Source organism: Burkholderia sp. AU18528, from assembly GCF_002223215.2.
Classification (GTDB): domain Bacteria; phylum Pseudomonadota; class Gammaproteobacteria; order Burkholderiales; family Burkholderiaceae; genus Burkholderia; species Burkholderia semiarida.
This window is the reverse complement of record NZ_NKFC02000006.1, coordinates 995,822-1,014,373: the sequence shown is the minus strand read 5'-3', so window position 1 is coordinate 1,014,373 and position 18,552 is coordinate 995,822. Positions and strand designations below refer to the sequence as shown.

Genomic DNA, 18,552 nt, shown 5'->3' with positions numbered 1-18,552 from the left:
GCTGCATCGTCACGCACCGTGTGCCGGGAATCCGCGACGGCTCTCCAGCATGCGCGGGTGGACCGTCGCCGGCCTCGCATTCCCGCGCGTGCCGAGCAGCCGGCGATAGTCCGCGCGAATCAGGTCGTAGCATTCGCACGCGTGATGTTCGAGGCCGTCGCGGTCGAGCACCGTGATGCGGCCGCGGCGCTGCCGGATCAGCCCGGCTTCCTGCAGGTTGCCGGCCGCCTCCGTCACACCCTCGCGCCGCACGCCGAGCATGTTCGCGATCGTCTGCTGCGTGACGGTCAGCTCGTCGCCGTCGATCCTGTCATGCGCGAGCAGCAGCCAGCGGCTGAGCTGCTCGCTGACCGAGTGGTGGCGGTTGCACAGCGCGCTGCGCGAGATTTGCGCCATCGTCGCCTGGCAGGTGTTCAGCAGCAGCCGGTAGGTCTGCGGCGACCGCTCGAACTCGGCGCGCATCACGCAACTCGGCACGCGATAGGCCATTCCGCCGATGCGCACCTCGACCCGGCTCGACGCCGCGATGCCGCCCACCAGCGTCCCCAGCCCGACCACCCCCTCGCGGCCGACCACCGCCACCTCGACCATCGCACCGTCCTCCATCAGGTGCTGCACCGACATCATCGCCGTCGTCGGAAAGTGCAGATGACGCATCGGTTCGCCGACCCGGTCGAGCATCCCGGCCTTGATCCTGACCAGTTCGAGATGCGGTGCGATGGTGCGGATGCTGTCCTCCGGGAGGGCAGCAAGGATGGCGTTCGCCGAGTAGCTCGAGTGAAGATGAAGCATGTCTGTATCCCTTTTATCGTCCGCGCCGCCTGCAGCCGCGTGCACGGAACTCGTTATCGCGATGCGCGTCCGGACATTGATGCGGTTGCGGCCCACAACCCCGAATCCGACTGACCATCGGCTTGTCATCGCCGGATTGAGTCCACTGCCACGTTTCGACACGCCAGCCCGAATAAGCGATTTACGTGCCAATACGCGTCCATCCTTAATATATGAATGACATTCGATTTAGAGCCCCCGAATAACCGGCCCCAAAAGCAAAAAAACGTCTCATTTCCGGACACTCGCCCACGCAACGGACACAGCAGGCATTCGATCGGTCAATCCCCATGCATCGGGCCGGCACGGTCGCGTCGGGCCACGATGCTTATCGTTCAAATACTTACAGCGGATTTTCAATTGTTTCCATGATGTGCAGCGCAGCATTCCCCGACGTCGGCGCGCCGCGCACGTTCGTTTCAAACTGTCTCAAATTTGAATCGGCACACTAATTCAGCCCTCTGTCGGTTAGCGCACATATCGCCTACAAACCATTGATTCAATTGACAAATCAGGCGATCCCCATTTTTTTGTCAAATAATGTTCAATGACTTCCCGGCACTTCGCGGTACGATGCACAACGTTGTTCGATTGATTCCCTGCCGGCGTCGAATGACAAGCAACAACACGATTCCATTTCCGGATGATTAATTTCAGGGAAATGAATCATTAAATCGACATAACGTTTGCGGACAATCTCAACCGTCAAACTTTGTGAAATGGCAGAATGCGCAATTGTGCGAATTCAATTGCGTGCTAGCCTTTTTTGCGAGTATCGTCATTCGGTTTTTGATCAACAAAAGTCCGCACGGTCGTGCGAAATTTCCGTTCCGGAGTTCGCGCCGACGACGCGCGACCGTCATTCTGCGAGGATGCGCCGTGACTCATCAGGCTCCCGACGCCGTCGCGTATGCGAACGGCATGATCGAGCTTTCCCACAGCTTCGATGCCAACCGTTTTCTCGCGGCCATCGACCGCGACGAACTCGCCACGCTGACGCCCCACCTTCAACTCGTTCACCTGAAATCCGGGCAGGTGCTCTGCGAACCGGGCGAAATGCTCGCCGCCGTCTACCTGCCGGTCACGACCGCGATCTCGCTGCAGTACGTGTCGTCTGGCGGCATGACGCTGGAAGTCGCGGAGATCGGCAGCGAAAGCGTGGTCTGCGACGACGTGATCGGCGGCAGCGGCCAGATGCCGTGCCGGGCGCTCGCGTGCCGCGACGGGTTCGTCTACCGGCTCGACCGGCGCGTCTTCGCGGCCGCGTTCGATGCGTCGCCGGTGATCCGCCATCTCGTGTTCGTCTGCGTGCGGCTGCTGATGGCGCAGGTCTCGCAGATCACGTTCTGCAGCCGTCATCACGTGCTCAAACATCAGTTATGCAGATGGTTTCTGCTCGCGTTCGACCGCACCCGCAGTATCGAGATCCAGGTGACGCACAGCATGCTCGCGCAAATGCTCGGCGTACGGCGCGAAACGGTCACGGACGCCGCCGGCGAAATCCAGAAGCTCGGCCTGATCCGGCAATACCGCAGCTCGATCGAGCTCGCCGACCTCGGCGGCCTCGAAAAAATGTCGTGCGGCTGCCGCGCGATCGTGCGCGACGAGATGAAGCGCATCCTGTCGGCCGACTCGGGCGTGCCAGCAGCATCGCGCGCGTGACCGGCGTGCCGGACCGGGACGGCGCTTCGGCGCCGCACGCGTACCGGTTCAGCTGTTTGTAGGGTGGCGAACAGAACGCCGTGTCTGCCAGTGGTCTACTGATGCCGGACTGCCGGGGGGATGTCAGCGCATATCGCGCGTTCGCCCGAGCGGACGACACCACGCACGCCGGAGCAGCACGTGAAAAACGAAATCAGAACCATCCTGAAGCACGTCGCCCATCTCGAAGCCGCGATCGATTCGATCGGCGACGGGGACGACCTCTACGAAGCGGGCCTCTCCTCCCTCGATACGATCCAGTTGATGCTCGCGATCGAAAAGCAGTTCAACATCGAGATTCCCGACGAGATGCTGAACCGCAACCTGTTCCGCAGCATCGACGCGCTCGCGGACACGATCGCCACGCTGCAACGCACCGAGCACTCCGCATGAGCGCGCTGCTTCCCGAACTCGCGCCCGACAGCGATTCGCATCGCCTCGACGAGGCCGCGCATGCCGTCGCGCAAATCGCCGCCCAGCATGCCGATGCGGTCGATCGCGACGCGCGCTGCCCCGTCGAGGCGATCGAGGCGATGCGCGCGCGCCGCCTGCTCGGCGCGATGGTGCCCCCCCATCTCGGCGGCGCGGGCGCGTCGCTGGAAGACATCGCGTCGGCCTGCTCGATCCTCGGCCAGGCCTGCGCGTCGTCGGCGATGGTGTTCGCGATGCACCAGATCCAGGTCGCGTGCATCGTCGACCACGCCGCCGACCAGGGCTGGCACAAGCTGTTCCTGCAGCAGCTCGTGCGTCACCAGTGGCTGCTGGCGTCGGCCACGTCGGAAGACGGCGTCGGCGGCAACCTGCGCGCGAGCCAGTGCGCGCTCGAAATCGACGGCGGCGGATTCCGGCTGCACAAGGCCGCGCCGACGATCTCGTACGGCGACTACGCGGACGGCATTCTCGCCACCGCGCGACGCGATGCGGATGCGCCGGCTTCCGAGCAGGTGCTCGTCACGCTGCTGCGCGACGGCTATACGCTGACGCGCCGCGGCGAATGGGACACGCTCGGCATGCGCGGCACGTGCAGCAACGGCTTCGTGCTCGACGCGCAGGGCGCCGCCGTGCAATGCCTGCCAGTGCCGTTCGCGAAGATCGCCGAGGAAACGATGGTGCCCGTCTCGCACATCCTGTGGGCCGCGGTGTGGATCGGCGTGGCCGGCGACGCGTTCCATCGCGCGCACCAGTTCTTCCGCGCGCAGGCGCGCCAGACCGACGGCGCGCCGTCGCCCGCCGCGCGGCGCATCGCCGAATCGCTGGCGCTGATGCAGGCGATGCAGGCCCGCGTCGACAACGTGCTGCGCCTCCACGCGAACGCGCAGGCCCGCTCGTGGTCGGCCGGCATGGCCTGGGCCGCCGAGATCAATACGCTGAAGACCTACGTGTCGGCGACCGCGCTCGAAGTCGCGCATCAGGCGATGATGATCTGCGGGATGGCCGGCTACAAGCAAGGCACGCCGTTCAGCATCGGCCGCCACATTCGCGACCTGCACGCGGCGCCGCTGATGATCAGCAACGACCGCATTGCCGCCAACACTGCGAGCCTGTTGCTCGCGCTGCGTCCCGCGACGCTGGAGAAACATACGTGAACGATCGCCTCGCCGTGCCTTCCGCCGCCTCCGTTCCCGCCGACGCGCCGCTCGACCGTGCGGGCGTCAACCCGCTGCGCGACGCGCTGATCGACGCGGGCCTGCTGGTCTCGACCGGCATCCAGGGCCTGTTCGGCCGCAGCGAGCGATTCGAGCGCGTCGTCGAAGCGCTCGACGCGTTCGTCACGCGCATCGGCGCCGACCAGCAGGCCGAAGTGCTGCGCTTCCCGCCGGCGATGAGCCGCACCGAGTTCGAGCGCAGCGAATACATGAAGAGCTTCCCGCAACTGGCGGGCAGCGTGCACGCGTTCTGCGGCGACGAGCGCCAGCACCAGCGCGTGCTGCAATGCCTCGATCGCGGCGACGACTGGACCGAGAACCAGAAGCCGACCTACGTCGTGATGACGCCGGCCGCGTGCTACCCCGTGTATCCCGTCGTCGCGCGCGCGGGCGCGCTGCACCCGGACGGCCGCATCGTCGACGTGTTCTCGTACTGCTTCCGTCACGAACCGTCGCTCGACCCGACCCGCATGCAGTTGTTCCGGATGCGCGAGTACGTGCGGATCGGCACGCCCGAGCAGATCGTCTCGTTCCGCGAGACGTGGATCGAACGCGGCACGCGGATGATCGAAGCGCTGCGCCTGCCGAATGCGATTGATCTGGCGAACGACCCGTTCTTCGGACGCGGCGGCAAGATCGTCGCGGACAGCCAGCGCGAGCAGAACCTGAAGTTCGAGCTGCTGATCCCGATCGAGCACGACGACCGCCAGACCGCGTGCCTGAGCTTCAACTACCACATGGATCATTTCGGGCTGCTGTGGGACATCCGTACCGCGACGGGCGACGTCGCGCACACGGGCTGCGTCGGCTTCGGCCTCGAACGGCTCACGCTCGCGCTGTTCCGCCACCACGGCTTCGATATCGACGCGTGGCCGCGCGACGTGCGCGACGTGCTGTGGGGTACGCGATGAGGTTCGTTTCCCGCGACGGCGAAGACGCGTCGTTCGAGAGCGTGCGCCATCGCGCGCGCCACTACCGGCCGCATCCGCTGCACAGTCAGGAGATGGTCTGGAAACAGACCAACTGCTACGTCGACATGTGGCTCGAGGTGCTCCGGTGGTGGGGTCTCAATCCGTACGCGGCGCTGCCGTTTACGATCGCGCTCGATTTCGAGGGCGACCAGTTCACGTTCTTCAAGTTTCCGCACGACGAGCTGGAGCGACTCTACGGGATCGTCGTGCAGGAACATTCGATCTACGAGCCGCTCGACCAGCACATCGAGACGCAGGTCGCGCGCGGACACCTGATGATCGTCGAGGTCGATGCGTGGTTCCTGCCCGATACGCGCGGCAGCAGTTACCGCACGCAGCACACGAAGACGACGATCGGCATCGACGCGATCGACCGCGCGAAGCACCAGATCGGCTATTTCCACAACAGCGGCTATTACGTCGCCGAGGATGTCGATTACAGCGGGCTCGTCGGCGGCAGTTCGCCGATGGCGCTGCCGCCGTACGTCGAATGCGCGAAGCGACGCTTTGCGCCGCTCGACGAGCGCGCGCTCTGCGATGCCTCCCTCGCCGCGTTGCAGCGCCACCTGCGGCGCCTGCCGGTCGTCGATCCGGTCGCGGCATTTCGCCGGCAGTTGCAGACCGACGCACCGATTCTCGCGGAAGCGCCGCTCGAACGCTTCCATGCGTACTCGTTCAATTCGGTGCGGCAGCTCGGCGCGAATTTCGAACTGTTCGGCCACTACGCGCGCTGGCTGCAGGCAAGCGGCTGCACCGGGCCGTTCGCCGAAATCCGCGCCGCGTGCGATCGCATCGCGTCGGAAGCAATGGTGCTCGAATTCCGGCTCGCGCGCGCGTGCGCACGCGGCAAGGAAGAGCGCGGCGATTCGACGCTCGACGCGATCGAGGCCGCGTATGGCGACCTCGTCGCGTGCGCGCGGCAGATCGGCGCGCCGCTGCGGCACGTGACGCCGGTGCGCTGCGACACGGAGCCCGTGTCGGCCATGCGGTGACGCGCGCGCGCCCCCTGCCCGCGTGGTCGATGCTGGCGACGCCCGCGGGCGCCGTGCAGCACCCGCGCGACCTCCCGGCCGACCCAGGCGGCTGGATCGCGGCGCCGGTGCCGGGCACGGTCGCGCAGGCGCTCGCGCTGGCCGGCCGGCTCGACGAAGCCGCGTCGCTCGACGAGCGCGACCACTGGTACCGGCTCGCGCTGCGCGGGCGCGGGCCGCGCATCCTGCGCTTTCACGGCCTCGCGACGCTTGCACAGGCGTGGCTCGACGACACGCCGATCCACAGCTCGGACAGCATGTTCGTCGCGCACGACGTGCCCGTGTCGCTCGACGGCACGCACCGGCTGACCGTCTGTTTCCGCGCCCTCGCGCCGCACCTGCGCGACGCGCGCGCGCCGCGCCGTGCGCGCTGGCGCACGCGGCTCGCCGAGCCGGCCGCGCTGCGCACGATCCGCACGTCGCTGTTCGGGCACATGCCGGGCTGGTTCCCGCCGTATGTGCCCACCGGCCCGTGGCGGCCCGTCGACGTGCTCGATCCGGCCGACGGGCCCGTTCTGGCCGATTGCACACTGCAGGCACGCGTCGAGGGCGACACGGGCTGGCTCGACGCGGAACTCACGTTCGCCGTGGCGCTGCCCGACACGTTCGCGGCGCGGCTGTCGTGCGGCGACCATCACGCGACGCTCGAACGTGCCGGCGCCGCCCAACTGCGCGCAAGCGTTCCGGTACCGAACGTGCGTCGCTGGTGGCCGCATACGCACGGCGAGCCGGCGCTCTACGAGATCGCGCTGCATATCGGCGATGCGCGCCGGCCGCTCGGCTCGACGGGTTTCCGCACGATCGACGTCGATTCCGGCGCGGACGGCAAGGGTTTCGGGCTGCGCGTCAACGGCGTGCCCGTATTCGCGCGCGGCGCATGCTGGAGCAGCGCCGCGCCGCTCGCGCTGCACGCGGACGACGCGACCTACGGCCGCCTGCTCGGGCTCGCGCGCGACGCTGGCTTCAACATGATCCGGGTAGGCGGCACGATGGCCTACGAGGCCGACGCCTTCCACGCATGGTGCGACCGGCTCGGGCTGCTGGTCTGGCAGGACTTCGGCTTCGCGAACTTCGATTACGCGCTCGACGACCCCGCGTTCGCGGCCAACGTCGACCGCGAAGCGAGCCAGTTCCTCTCGCGTCACGGCGCTTCGCCGTCGCTTGCGGTGCTGTGCGGCGGCAGCGAGATCGCGCAACAGGCCGCGATGTCGGGGCTCGGGCCGAAGCAGCGCTTTCTCGAACTGACGGCCGACCGGCTGGCCGCTCACGCGGCCGCGCACCGCCCCGACGTCCCGTACGTGCCCGATTCGCCCGACGGCGGCGTGCTGCCGTTCACGCCGCGCGAGCGCGTGTCGCACTACTACGGCGTCGGCGCGTATCTGCGCCCGCTCGACGACGCGCGCCGCGCGGACGTGCGCTTCGCGAGCGAATGCCTCGCATTCGCGAACGTGCCATGCGATGCGACGCTCGCCGAACTCGGCTGGCCCGGCGTGCACGAACCGCGCTGGAAGGCGGCCGTGCCGCGCGACCCCGGCACGTCGTGGGATTTCGACGATATCCGCGACCACTATCTGCAGACGCTGTACGACGTCGCGCCCGACCGGCTGCGGCGCGAGGATCCGGCGCGCTATGTCGAGCTGTCGCGCGCCGTGATCGCGGACGTGATGCGCGAGACGTTTTCCGAGTGGCGACGCACCGGTTCGCGGTGCGCCGGCGCGCTCGTGTGGCAACTCCAGGACGTGATGCCGGGCGCCGGATGGGGCGTGATCGACGCCGCGCACCGGCCGAAATCGGCATGGTATGCGCTGCGCCAGGTACTGCAGCCGGTCCAGGTGCTGCTCGTCGACGAAGGGCTGAACGGGCTCGACGTGCATGTGGTCAACGAGCTCCCGGCACCGCTGTCGGCCGCGATCGAGCTGGTCGCGCTGCGCGACGGCCGCACGCCGGTCGCGCGGGCCGGCTGCGCGGTGCGGATCGCCGCGCACGACACGGTGCGGCTCGGCTCGGCCGAACTGCTCGGCCGCTTCTTCGATTGGACCTACGCGTACCGCTTCGGCCCGTGCGAACACGATACGGTGGTCGCCACGCTGCGCGCCGACGACGGCACGCCGCTGTCGCAGGCGTTCCATTTCCCGTCCCGCACGCATCCGGCCGTGCTGGCGCGCCGCGAACCCGGGATCGAGGCGTGCGTGTCGCGCACCGGCGAGACCTGGCACGTCGACATCGACACGCGACACGTCGCTCGCCACGTGCAGATCGACGCGCCGGGCTTCATGCCGAGCGACGACTGGTTCCATCTCGCGCCCGGCACGCCGGCGCGCATCGCGCTCATTCCGTCGAGAATCGACGGGAAGCCTGCGGCGGCCGACGATAACGCACCGCCTGCGGTGGAAATCCGGGCCGTCAACGCCGCGCGCGCCGTGCGGGCCACGCCGGCCGGATGACGCGACGCTCGCGGCCGCCGCGAGCGTCATGCTTCCCGTATCAGTCGGACGAGCCCGTCCCGCGCGGTCGCTCGATGCCGTACGCCTCCATCCAGCGATACAGCGTCGCGCGCGACACGCCGAGCTCGCGCGCGGAAGCCGCGACGCGCCCGCGCGTCCGCAGCAACGCGGTTTCGATCGCCTCGCGCTCGATCGACTTGCGGATGTCGGCGACCGACGGCGACGCCGCATCGAGGCAGTATTCGAGCTCGAGGTCCTGCGCGGTGATCAGGCGCCCCTCCGTCATCACGACCGCACGGCGCACGCGGTTGATCAGTTCGCGGACATTGCCCGGCCAGTCGTGCTTGTAAAGCGCCGTGATCGCATCCGTCGAGAACCCACGCACACGATGGCGCGCATCGCCGCGAAAGCGCTCGAGCATGTGATGCGCGAGCAGCTCGATGTCCTTGCCGCGCGCGCGCAGCGGCGGCTGGTCGATGCGCATCACGCACAGCCGGTGGAACAGGTCGGCGCGAAAACGCCCTTCCTCCATCGCATCGCGCAGATCGACGTGCGTCGCCGACACGATCCTGACATCGACCGGCACCGGATCGCTGCCGCCGAGACGATGAATCGAACGCTCCTGCAGAAACCGCAGCAGGCTTGCCTGGCTCTCGTGCGGCAGATCGCCGATCTCGTCGAGCAGCAGCGTGCCGCCGTTCGCGGCTTCGACGTAGCCGATCTTGCGCGCGTTCGCGCCGGTAAACGCGCCGCGCTCATAGCCGAACAGCTCCGATTGCAGCAGATGCGGCGGAATCGCACCGCAGTTGACCGCGACGAACGGGCCGTTGCGCCGCTCCGAATGACGATGGATCGCGACGGCCGTGAGTTCCTTGCCGGTGCCGGTTTCGCCGAACACGAACACCGGTGCGTCGGTGCGCGCGAAACGCCGCACCGTGTCGAACAGCCGCAGCATCGCGCTGCAGGTGCCGACGATGCCCTTTTCCTCCGATTCGAGCTGTTCGCGATCGCGCGCGAACAGGCATTCCATGCCGTACGCATGGCCGACCGTATCGGCGATCCGCTGGTGCGACGCCGGCAACGTGACATAGTCGAAGCAGTAGTCGCGCAACAGCGCGCGCACGTTCGGCGACGCGGTCTGGCCGACGTCCACGAGCGCCACCCAGACGACGTCGCGCATCGACGCGCAGGTCGACGCGATGCTGCCGATCGCATCGGCGTGGCCGCCGCTCAGGTCGAGAATGCCGCAGGTAATTTCGCCCGACGTGTCGCGCAGTTCGTTCGCATGCGCGACCACCGTCACTTTCCAGTCGCGGCGCGACAATTCCTTTCGCAGCATCACGGACGGCGACTGCGTCCAGTAAATCAGCGGACGCTGCCCGTTACCGCTCCCCACGCCGGCGCTCTTATCGCGCGTTATTGGCATATTCATAACGAACCGTCACTTTCCGCACTCCGCGAACCGTTCGCGTGCGCTGCGACCGGCGGCGCATGGCCGCCTTTCCGCGCTGCGCTTGCGCAGCGTTGGCGAAGATCGAAACTGCACACGGCGAACACCCCCGGAGGTCGAGCCGAATGTCATCCGGCCTCGTTGTCATCGAACTCGAACGGAATGCGCGGCTTCGGGAGCCATGACATTCCGGCTTTGAAGCGACCCGCCGTCAGGCGGGGCACGTCGGCAAACGGAGACCCCGTCCGCATGTACGGCGCGTCGTACGCGACAGTCGCGCCCGCCGCGGAACCGGACGGCCGCCAAACCGTCGCCGGATTGGCCGCCCCATTTCATCCGCACCTGAATTTACACCCCGTTTCGAGTTGACCTTGTTACCAAAAGATAAACCTGAATCAGGCGGTTACGCTGCCCCGGGTTGCGCGCCATGCGCGTTTGACCACCGAGATTTGATTATCTACGACCATTGCCGTCAATCAGTGGCAAATACTACTTTTCCGCAATATTGATCCTGTCGATTACCGGCGATTTCCGCCGAAATCTCCCCAAAGTACGTGGAACCGTGCTCCACGGACCGCATAATCGCGCCGGCCGCCGCGTAACCGCATCGCGTTGCGCCGGTGTGCCGGCCGCCTGGTCGTTACACGCCGTAATCACCGGCATCCCGCCGCGCGGGCCTTTTCGGCGCATTCGCCCCGGGCGGCCTGGATTTCAGGACGCCGGCACGCGCGTCGTGCAGTGCAGCACGATGGCCATCGCGACCCGCCAACCCGCACGTCTGGACCGGAAGCCGGCACGCCGGAAGATCACCACGGCGGTGCAAACGCGCGACCGGCAGCGTACCGGCTCAGGCGTGCACGCCGCGCGGGCGCGCGGGATTTCGACGGGACGCGGCGAGATCGCATCCCCGGTCGGCACCACGCGATCGACTGCGCCCCGTGCCCGGCCCGACTCGGCCGCATGCGACCACGCCGCCGCGAACGATCGCCGCCATTCCCGGCCCCGCACGCGCAGCGCGTCGTTTGCGTGCGATGTCGGCCGGCCGCGCTTCATTGCCGGCCGCCACGATGAATCAATTATGAAAAAGCACCGGCGCCGACGGTGTGTGCTACCGCACATTGCGACGCTCCCGCGACGCGCGCGTCGCCTCGTATCCCGCGCCGCGCCTGCGAATCCGGAGCGTGAGTGCGCTTTCGAACAGACCGCCACATCGCGCATCCGGATGATGAAGATCGCCGCGCCGCACGGATCGATCGCGTCCGTAGGGTGCGGCGTGCCGAAGGCATCACGCGAGGACAGCATCATGGAATGGCATTGTTGTGAATTCGAACATCTGAGCGCCGTCGATCTCTATGCAATCCTGCGCGCGCGCAACGCCGTGCTGGTGGTCGAGGACGCGCACACGCATCTCGACATCGACGGCAAGGACGCCGGCGCGCTGCACGTCTATGCGAGCATGCGCAACGGCGACGCCACGGAAGTCGTGGCCTACGCGCGTATCCTGCCCGGCGACGACATCGATCCGGACGTCGTGATCGACAAGGTGCTGACGAGCGAAAGCTGTCGGGACGACGACACGCTCGAACGCCTGATCGGACGCGCGCTCACCGCCGCGCAGGCCGCATGGCCGGACACCGCCGTGCGCACGCACGTCCCGGCGCCACGTCAGGCGTTCTACAAACAGTTCGGATTCCGCAAGGCCTACGGCCCGTATCTCGAACAGGGTGCGCCGTTCGTCGGCCTGGTACGGTCGGCCGACCGTGCGGCCGGCGCGCTGCGTTACCTGCTGTCGCGGGCCGTCTCCGTCTCGCGCAACGACGACGCGCGCGCCGACGGCCGCGCTCGCACCCGGCTGCCCGTCGATACCGGAGCGAACCGATGACCCCCACCCTTCGCCAGGTTCCCGAACCCGATCTGCCGAGCATCCTGCCGGTGATTCTCGCCGGCGGCTCCGGCACGCGGCTGTGGCCGTTGTCGCGCGAACAGTATCCGAAGCAGCTGATCGAGCTGGTTTCGGACGAATCGCCACTGTCGGCGACGGCACGCCGCCTGAACGGTATCGCGAACGCGTCGCTCGGCGACACGCTGCTGCTCGTATGCGGCGAACAGCATCGCTTCATGAGCGCCGAGCAGGTGCAAGGCCGGTCGGCGCCCGCCCGCATCCTGCTGGAGCCGGCCGCGCGCAACACCGCGCCCGCGCTGACGCTTGCCGCGCTCGACGCGAGCGCGCTCGTGGACGATCCCGTGCTCGCCGTGATGCCGGCCGACCACGTGATCGTCGATGTCGGCGCATTCCAGGACGCGATCGCCCGCGCGGCACGCTATGCGCAGGAAGGCGCGATCGTCACGCTCGGCGTGCTGCCGCGCCGTGCCGAAACGGGCTACGGCTACATCCAGGTGGGCGAGCCGCGCGCGGGCCGCCATGGCAGCGAAGGCGGCTACGCGATCGGGCGTTTCGTCGAAAAACCCGATGCGACGCTCGCCGAGCGCTACCTGCAATCGGGCGACTACTGGTGGAACAGCGGGATCTTCGTCACGCGCGCATCGGTCTGGCTGAAGGCGATCGGCGCGCTCGCGCCGGACATCCACGCCGCTTGCGAAAGCGCGTGGCGCGCCGGCGTCGCGGACGATCCGTTTTTCCGGATCGATGCGGCGGCCTTCGACGCGTGCCCGTCGGATTCGATCGACTATGCGGTGATGGAGCGCCTCGCGGAACACCGCGAGCTCGGCATCGAAGGCATCGTGGTGCCGCTCGCGGCGGGCTGGTCGGACGTCGGCACGTGGGACGCGATCTGGGAAATCATGCCGAAGGACGATCACGGCAACGTCGCGCGCGGCCCGATCGTGTTCGAGGACACGCAGGACAGCTTCGTACGCTCGGAAGGCCGCCTGATCGCGTGCGTCGGGATGAAGGACGTCGTCGTGATCGAGACGGCCGATGCCGTGCTCGTGGCGAACAAGCACGACGTGCAGCGCGTGAAAAACGTCGTCGCCCGCCTGAAGACCGACCGGCGCCCGCAGGCGAGCGAGCACCGCAAGGTGCAGCGGCCGTGGGGCCATTACGATTCGATCGATTTCGGCGCGCGCTTCCAGGTGAAGCGGATCGTCGTCGAACCCGGCAGGCGGCTGTCGCTGCAGATGCACTATCACCGCGCCGAGCACTGGATCGTCGTGCGCGGCACCGCGAAGGTGACGCGCGGCGCCGAGACGTTCCTGCTGTGCGAGAACGAATCGACGTACATCGCCGTCGGTGAAGTGCATCGACTCGAGAATCCCGGCCGGATTCCGCTCGAAATCATCGAAGTGCAATCGGGCGACTATCTCGGCGAAGACGATATCGTGCGGTTCGATGATCAGTACGGGCGGGCAATCGTCGGCGCCGCTCCGCCGCGCTCGGGGACGACGTCCGCGCAGCCGACGCCGGTCGTACCGCTCTCCGCCGGCGAACCGGGCTGACCGGAGAATGCTGGGGAACGCGACGCCGTGCGACAAGTGCGTGCGAATCGCGTCGGCGCGCGTGCCGCGCACCGCTCGATCAGGGCCTGTTCACCCTAATCCGTGCCGCGCTGCGACCAGCGCGGCCGTCTGACGGATTCACGCACGCGCGGCAGCAGCGACGTATCGGCGCCGAGCGCGTCGGGCGCACCCGGCGCAGACTGGCGGGCGCGCGCACACGGAACGCTCCTCGACCGATCGTTCGCGGAAGGGTCCGCGGGCGCGCCGGCCGAGCACTCCGGTTCAGGTCCGACCCGCACCGGCAAGCCGCCGATCCCGGACAGCCGATTGTCCGCCAGCCGTATGTCCGACACGTTGCCCCACAACCGAATGCCGTCGAATCTCGCATTCGACACGCGATTGCCGATCACGGTCACCCGCGACACCGAACCGGACCACGTGCTGACCTCGATCGCCGCTTGCTGCGTGAGCGGGCGCGAATCGGTCCGCCCTGTCGCAGTCTGGATATCGGCAATCACGTTGCGCTCGATCCGGACGTCGGACGAGCCGGCTGTGCGGTTGCTGTCCTCCTGCGCGACGAGAATCCCGGCGCTGACCTGCACGTTGCGCACGATGTTGTTCGAAATCGTCACGTCCGCACCGCCGACGACGGTGATGCCACGCCCCCACGGGTTGCCTTCCAGCGAGTTGCCGGTAATCATCACGTTGCGGGTCAGCACGCCCTCCGCCTGGTAACTCACCACGGCGATCATGTCGTCGCCGGTGCCGCGCACGACGTTGCCCTGTACCAGCACGTTGCGCGAGCCGTGCGTCATGTGGATGCCGTCCGCCAGCGTCGACAGCACCTCGTTGCCGACGATCGCGACATCCGCACCGCCGAATACGAAGATGCCGGCACCCGCGCCGCCGTCGACGACGTTGTCGAGCACCTGCACGTCTCGCCCGGTTACCTCGACCTTCGTCGACTCCGGCGTCGTCAGGCGCGTCGTGCCGGTTCCCATAAGCCGGAACCCGACGAGCGTCGTACCGTCGCCGCGCAGCTCGATCGTCTGATCGTTCGGCGCCGTGGCGATCAGCGTCGCGCCGAATCCCGACAGCACCACACGCGCCTGCCGTACGACGAGCGAGCGGCCGACGACATAGCGCCCCGGTGCGAATACGAGCCGCTGCCCCGGGCGCAACGCATCGAGCGCGCGCTGCAACGCGTCGCCCTGATCGGCCGCGGCGCGATCCGGACGCACGTATGCGTCCGGTACGGCCGCATGAAGCACGGCCGGTTCGCCCGCGGCGGTCGCGGATACCGCGGGTTCCGACCACGACAGCCCGCCCGCGATGCACATCGCGGCGATCACGCCGCGCGACAGACGTTGCAATTCATGCATGGCGTATCGTTTCCCTGGCAGGTTTTCGCGCGCGTTGAACCGCACATGTCGGCGGCCGACTGCATGGCCCGTCCGCGAGGCCGACGAAAGCGGCGACGCTTCGACGTTGATTAGATCAGGGGCGCCGATCGGCTTCGGTGCGTCATCAGACCAAGCGCGCAACGTCCGGGCCAGACGATGATGCCGAAGCTCAAGCGGTACGCGTTCGTACCGCCGTATCGCGTCCCGGCCATGACGGAAAGCCGGCAATATGCGCGAACCCTGTCCGCAATGCGACCAGATAGACGGCGACCGGGATCGCGACACCGGCCAGCGTGCCGAGCACGAGGTGGACTGCCAGATCGGTGACGCCGGCGCGCATCAGCACGATCCGTACGGCCGCCATCGCAAAGATGTGGGTCAGGTAGATCGGCATCGATGCGCAACCGATCGCCGCCAGCCATCCCGCGCGTGCGGGCTGTGACGCATACCGGTGCGCGAGTTGCAGCGCCAGCGCGATGCCCGAGAACGCGGCGGGAAGCGCCCAGATGCTCGTCGCGCTACCGAAGCCGTGAGCGAACACGACCGCGGCGACGAACGCCGTTGCCGTGGCGGCGCATGCGGTCGGCCCGCTATGGCGCGCGAGCCACCGGGGCAATGCCTGCGACGCAAGCACACCCGCCACGAAGAACGGTGCATTCATCAGCGTGATCGACAGGATGCCCCACTGCGTCGCCGCGCCGAGCGCCAGCCCGAGCATCGCGCATCCGGCGAGCCAGCCGCGCGCCCGCGATGGCATGGGTGCGCGCGCCACATCCGGCACGGCCGCCGCGAACGCCCGGATGCCCAGCATGCAGAGCATCAGCGCGTACAGGAACCAGAACTGGGCGAACGGTCGCCAGCCGATCGCCAGCAGGTCGTTCAGCGTAAACGGATGATTGGTGCCGTGCGACGCCATCGCAATCTGCACGGCGCCCTGCGCGATCGACCACAGCAGGTACGGATACACGATCGTCCGGATCTTCGACCACAGGAAGCCGTGCGGCGTGCGGCGCAGCGAGCTGCAGACGTGCAGGCCGGACAGGAAGAAGAACACCGGCATGTGGAACGTGTAGATCACGTAGTCGTTCCACGCGAATGCCGTGTCGGCCGCGCCTGCCGGCACGAGGTCGGCGGAAACGGCGCCGCGCAGCACATGCCCGTATACGACGAGAATGATTCCCGCGCCGCGGGCGACATCGAGGTAGGTTTCGCGTGCAGTCATGATGAAGCGGTGGCCGGCCCGTCAGGTTCCGCACCGCCGAGATATCGGATAGTCGTTCACTGTATGGATGGCCGACGCACGGGACAGTGCGGTGGGGAACAGTGAGTCGTCGTGCAGCCCGGCGGATGCCCTACAGCCCCTCGAATATCTCCTTCATCATCTCGGCGCTTCTGCTCCAGCGATACTTGTCCGCGTGCAGGCGCCCCTTGCGTTTGAGCTCGGCCCTGAGTTCGTCGGAATCGAGCAGGCTCCGCAATTTCCGCGCGATGTCGTCCTGCGAATACGGATCGCAGTACAGCGCCGCGTCCGCACAGACTTCCGGCAGGGCTGCCGATTTGCCGACCACGGCCGGGCATCCGTAGCGCATCGCCTCGAGAGGCGGTATGCCGAAGCCTTCGTAGATCGACGGGTAAAGAAAGCACGCCGCGTTCTGATACAGCGCCTTCAACTGTTCGTCGCTGATATAGCCGACGTACTTGATGTTCGGCTCCGCGGCCGCCGCCATCGGGTCCTGCTTGCCGAACACGGTGGTGTTCTGCATCCCGACGATGACGAGATCGACCGACGGATCGTCGATCTGCCTGAACGCCGCGATCAGCCGGCCGAAGTTCTTGGTGGGATTCATGCTGCTGACCGCGAGCACGAACCGGTTCGGCGTCAGCGCATGCTTGTCGAGCACGCTCGTGTCCGGTTCCAGCGTGTCGAGATGATCCGCGCCGAGCGGCACGACGCTGATCTTCTCCGCGGCAACCCCGCAGTGATGCGCGAGGCGATCCCGCGAGAAATACGAGTTGGTCAGCACGCGGACGGAGGTTCGCGCCAGGATCCAGAACATGATCCGGTACCACACGCGAAACGGGCGCGAGAAATGCGCGGGCGTGTCGAATACCGCCGCGTCGTGCATGTAGATGATCTGGTTGCCGATGAAAATGGATGCCGAATTGCTGAGATTGACGACGCGGCCGCGGCGCGCGAACAACGGGAGCACCAGTTGCTCCCAGACCACGCCCTTGTAAAAGCCGACCTTGACCGTCCTCGCTCCACTCACCTCGATACCGGGCTGCGGAGGCACCAGCACGGTTACCGGATCCTGCGGCTGAAACTTGATCAACGCGGCGATCAGCTCGCGTGCGACGCGTTGCACGCCGGTTGTCTTCTGCGTGGTGAATCGGCCGTTGTATACGAGTTGCCTCGGTTTCTTGAAAGCGCTCATGTCAATAAGGGGATATCGAAATCAGGCTTTGACGTGATCCACGGCAACCGGCTCGAAGTCGCGCGTGGCAACGCGCGGTTCGTCGGGACCCAGTCCGTAAAGCGCATGCCATTGCCGGAAGATCGCGCTCATCGAAAACCGCTGAATCGCGCGCTTTCGCGCGGCTTCGCCCATCTGCTCGCGAAGCCGACGGTCGTCGCGGAGCGTGCTCAGATAGCCGACCATCTCGGCGGGGGTCGACGCGACGTAGCCGGTCACGCCGTGGATCACCACGTCGCGATTGCCGACGACGTTCGTCACCACGGCCGGGATCCCGGCAACCTGCGCTTCGATCAGCGCGACCGGCATCCCCTCCCAGCGGGAGGTCTGGACATAGATGTCCAGTTCCGACGTGAGCGTCAGCGCACGCTCGCGGGTCACCCAGCCGCTGCAGGCGACGGCCTGGCGCCGCGACGAATCGGGAATCTCCGCCACGTTGCCGCCGATCCAGAGAAATTCGACGTCGGCGCCGTGCAGCTCGTCGGCCAGTCGTACGAATGCTTCGTGATTCTTCTGGAACGACGCGCGACCGCTCATCCCGATGACGACCTTGCGATCGTCGCGTGTTCGGCGAGGCGGAATCTCGGCGACGTTCACCCCGTTTTCCACCAGAACCGCGGATTTCGCGCGAACTTTGCGGTTGATCTCGCCGAGCTCGCTGCCCGAGCACGCGACAATGGTGCCGCCGATACGCGCCGCGATGCGCTCGAAGCTCAGATACGCGAACTGCTTCATGCGAGACACGTCGCAGCGCAGGAACGACAGACCGTGCGGCGAGTAAAGCACCGTCGCGGTCGGCGCGGCGATCCGGGCGGCGATGCGTCCCAGCACGCCTGCCTTCGACGAGTGCAGATGAACCGCGGTCGGCCCGCAGTCACGCAGGTTCCGGACCAGCGCGCGCAAGCTCCGCAGATCACGCCGGACGTCGACCTCGCGCACCATGTCGACATAAACGAGCTTCACGTCGGGCCGGAACAGCGTAGCGAAATCGCGCGGGGTTTCCGGCCGGATCGAGTGAAGTACCGTCACGTCGACGCCCGCTGCCGCGGCATGGTTGGCGAGATAGGTCAGCATCGACAGCACGCCGCCGCCAAACGCCTCGGCAATATGAACGATCTTTTCTTTGGTCATCTCTGGATTGGTCG

Annotated in this window: 14 protein-coding genes; 8 read left to right on the top strand and 6 right to left on the bottom strand. The window is 67.1% G+C overall.

Annotation, left to right across the window (positions count from 1 at the left end; translation table 11 throughout):
• Positions 1–9: 9 nt before the first annotated feature.
• On the bottom strand, positions 10–792 hold the full coding sequence (locus CFB52_RS21430; RefSeq protein ID WP_059639360.1) for a Crp/Fnr family transcriptional regulator: 783 nt from the start codon (positions 790–792) through the stop codon (positions 10–12).
• Positions 793–1,710: 918 nt separating this feature from the next.
• On the opposite strand from CFB52_RS21430, the gene CFB52_RS21425 reads away from it, so the two are divergent.
• From CFB52_RS21425 to CFB52_RS21400, 6 genes are all read left to right on the top strand, one after another.
• Positions 1,711–2,493, top strand: a complete 783-nt coding sequence (locus CFB52_RS21425; RefSeq protein ID WP_179231773.1) for a Crp/Fnr family transcriptional regulator — start codon at positions 1,711–1,713, stop codon at positions 2,491–2,493.
• 180 nt (positions 2,494–2,673) lie between these two features.
• Positions 2,674–2,925 (top strand): acyl carrier protein, encoded by a 252-nt coding sequence (locus tag CFB52_RS21420; RefSeq protein ID WP_006490451.1) that lies wholly within the window; start codon positions 2,674–2,676, stop codon positions 2,923–2,925.
• The gene (locus tag CFB52_RS21415) at positions 2,922–4,118 is read left to right on the top strand and encodes an acyl-CoA dehydrogenase family protein (RefSeq protein WP_099317373.1); all 1,197 of its coding nucleotides are present in this window, start codon (positions 2,922–2,924) and stop codon (positions 4,116–4,118) included. The genes CFB52_RS21420 and CFB52_RS21415 overlap by 4 nt, the downstream gene beginning before the upstream one ends.
• Complete coding sequence (locus CFB52_RS21410) at positions 4,115–5,089, top strand: amino acid--[acyl-carrier-protein] ligase (protein ID WP_059574628.1); 975 nt, start codon at positions 4,115–4,117, stop codon at positions 5,087–5,089. Before CFB52_RS21415 ends, CFB52_RS21410 begins: the two co-directional genes overlap by 4 nt.
• A complete protein-coding gene (locus CFB52_RS21405; protein ID WP_099317898.1) occupies positions 5,086–6,141 on the top strand; it encodes a DUF1839 family protein in 1,056 nt (351 codons plus the stop codon). The genes CFB52_RS21410 and CFB52_RS21405 overlap by 4 nt, the downstream gene beginning before the upstream one ends.
• 29 nt (positions 6,142–6,170) lie before the next feature.
• Entirely contained in the window at positions 6,171–8,624 is a 2,454-nt protein-coding gene (locus CFB52_RS21400) for a glycoside hydrolase family 2 protein (RefSeq protein ID WP_257220593.1), read from the top strand.
• A gap of 40 nt (positions 8,625–8,664) precedes the next feature.
• On the opposite strand, the gene CFB52_RS21395 is transcribed toward CFB52_RS21400, so the two are convergent.
• Positions 8,665–10,056 carry a sigma-54 dependent transcriptional regulator gene (locus CFB52_RS21395; RefSeq protein ID WP_059574633.1) on the bottom strand — a complete coding sequence of 464 codons (1,392 nt, stop codon included), beginning with the start codon at positions 10,054–10,056 and terminating at the stop codon, positions 8,665–8,667.
• A gap of 1,321 nt (positions 10,057–11,377) precedes the next feature.
• Between CFB52_RS21395 and CFB52_RS21385 the strand changes: the two genes are divergently transcribed.
• Positions 11,378–11,956, top strand: a complete 579-nt coding sequence (locus CFB52_RS21385) for a hypothetical protein (RefSeq protein WP_060311721.1) — start codon at positions 11,378–11,380, stop codon at positions 11,954–11,956.
• Entirely contained in the window at positions 11,953–13,530 is a 1,578-nt protein-coding gene (locus CFB52_RS21380) for a mannose-1-phosphate guanylyltransferase/mannose-6-phosphate isomerase (protein WP_099317371.1), read from the top strand. Before CFB52_RS21385 ends, CFB52_RS21380 begins: the two co-directional genes overlap by 4 nt.
• A gap of 95 nt (positions 13,531–13,625) precedes the next feature.
• On the opposite strand, the gene CFB52_RS21375 is transcribed toward CFB52_RS21380, so the two are convergent.
• From CFB52_RS21375 to CFB52_RS21360, 4 genes are all read right to left on the bottom strand, one after another.
• On the bottom strand, positions 13,626–14,912 hold the full coding sequence (locus CFB52_RS21375; RefSeq protein WP_099317370.1) for a nitrous oxide reductase family maturation protein NosD: 1,287 nt from the start codon (positions 14,910–14,912) through the stop codon (positions 13,626–13,628).
• A gap of 190 nt (positions 14,913–15,102) precedes the next feature.
• Positions 15,103–16,155, bottom strand: a complete 1,053-nt coding sequence (locus tag CFB52_RS21370; RefSeq protein ID WP_099317369.1) for an acyltransferase family protein — start codon at positions 16,153–16,155, stop codon at positions 15,103–15,105.
• 130 nt (positions 16,156–16,285) lie between these two features.
• Positions 16,286–17,368, bottom strand: a complete 1,083-nt coding sequence (locus CFB52_RS21365; RefSeq protein ID WP_099317368.1) for a glycosyltransferase family 1 protein — start codon at positions 17,366–17,368, stop codon at positions 16,286–16,288.
• Positions 17,369–17,389: 21 nt separating this feature from the next.
• On the bottom strand, positions 17,390–18,538 hold the full coding sequence (locus CFB52_RS21360; protein WP_099317367.1) for a glycosyltransferase: 1,149 nt from the start codon (positions 18,536–18,538) through the stop codon (positions 17,390–17,392).
• Between the last annotated feature and the right edge of the window lie 14 nt (positions 18,539–18,552).